The 1305-nt window shown below is 56.6% G+C and carries 1 protein-coding gene and 1 pseudogene; both read right to left on the bottom strand.

Going from position 1 to position 1305, the window contains the following annotated elements; all coding sequences use genetic code 11:
* Positions 1–124: 124 nt before the first annotated feature.
* The gene (locus BM186_RS26030; protein WP_074919347.1) at positions 125–1015 is read right to left on the bottom strand and encodes a hypothetical protein; all 891 of its coding nucleotides are present in this window, start codon (positions 1013–1015) and stop codon (positions 125–127) included.
* A pseudogene (locus BM186_RS26025) lies at positions 1015–1305 on the bottom strand (hypothetical protein); the annotation flags it as partial. The pseudogene BM186_RS26025 and the gene BM186_RS26030, both read right to left, overlap by 1 nt.

Raw genomic sequence — 1305 nt, 5'->3', positions numbered from 1 at the left:
GCCTGGGCAGTACTCGCGCCTGGAATAACAGCCCAACCGAACGAATCAATCCCGACCGTAATATATGGGTTACTAACACCACCCAGCGTTGGTAGGACGCGTTGTGCAGAGAGCAGGGCCATTTTTATGGCCCCTCATACCGTACTGCCCAGGCAAAGGTGCCCGAGTGAAAGCCCCGGTTAACTCCATTGCGCGCCAGTATGTTCTTCACATACCCAGGAAAGATTTTCCAGCGATCGCCGCCAATGTCGACTACTTGACCAGGGTCATAGTTGTCATTCCGGGTCCATCTGGCGTTGAGCAGCTCAGCAGTCAGGGAGTTCTTGTTAGGAGTGCGCTGCTGAAACACCCGAATCGGAAGTAATACGGCTTCGCTGTTCCACGAATTGGGCAGCAGCCCAATCAGCGGGGCTGCTGCACTCACACCGACAGCGCTCGCGTTTGCGTTCGTCGCTGGCAACCAACCCATACCATCCAAGTCGGCATGAAGCCACCAGTTGTCGTTGGCGCCGGAACTGAGTGACCCACGGATTGTCCCCCAGAAGGGCATTGGCGTGGCGGTGATATAACCGCTTGAACCACCGGACGTTGCGTCTATCGTAAAGCCAACATTGGGTGGTGTATTCCCTTGAGTGGCCATCACCCAGTTACCGGTACCAGGTAACCCCTGAGCAGTCGATTTGCCAAAACCGCAGAACTGGAAACGATCAACAGAATAGTTAATCACCATGTATACCTCGGCCTCGAATACGAACACGTCGTACGAAACCGGGTACGTCATCGCATCGGCAATCATCGGGCCCATGCGAACAACGCCGGGGGCGGCACCTCCACTCGCAGAGGTCCGTCCAAGCAGCTCCAGATATCCGTCTTGCACGCGCAATCGCACGAAGACGCCATCCTTACTCAGAACCTCCGCAAAGGAATCCCAGCTCCAGCCATCAGCCGTGCACGCGGAGACCAAGGCGGTGCGTACAGCAGCCATATCGACGGCAGATCCGCTGTAATAAGCCATCAGTTGTCGAGCCTCAGTGCGTAGTAATCGGTGAAGCCATTGCGGGCGACGTCCTGGATCACCACGTAGTCGTGACTGTCCAGGGTGAATGTGTTCTCAACGGCATTGTTGAAGCCGCTGATATAGAAGATCCCGTCCAGGGCGCCCCAGAGGTTATTGACGTTGTCGTGCAGCTCGATCGGCAGAGGGTGATACACGTCGCCGGTATCGCGGATCTGGTTGGTGCCGGCGATCTGCGCATTGCCCCACGGGTAGCAGTAAGCGTTCAGCCAGTTGTCATTGCTGCGCAG

It is taken from the genome of Ectopseudomonas toyotomiensis (assembly GCF_900115695.1).
In the GTDB taxonomy this organism is placed as follows: domain Bacteria; phylum Pseudomonadota; class Gammaproteobacteria; order Pseudomonadales; family Pseudomonadaceae; genus Aquipseudomonas; species Aquipseudomonas toyotomiensis.
Note: the sequence above shows the minus strand (reverse complement) of the source record. Positions and strands in the feature narration are given on the sequence as shown.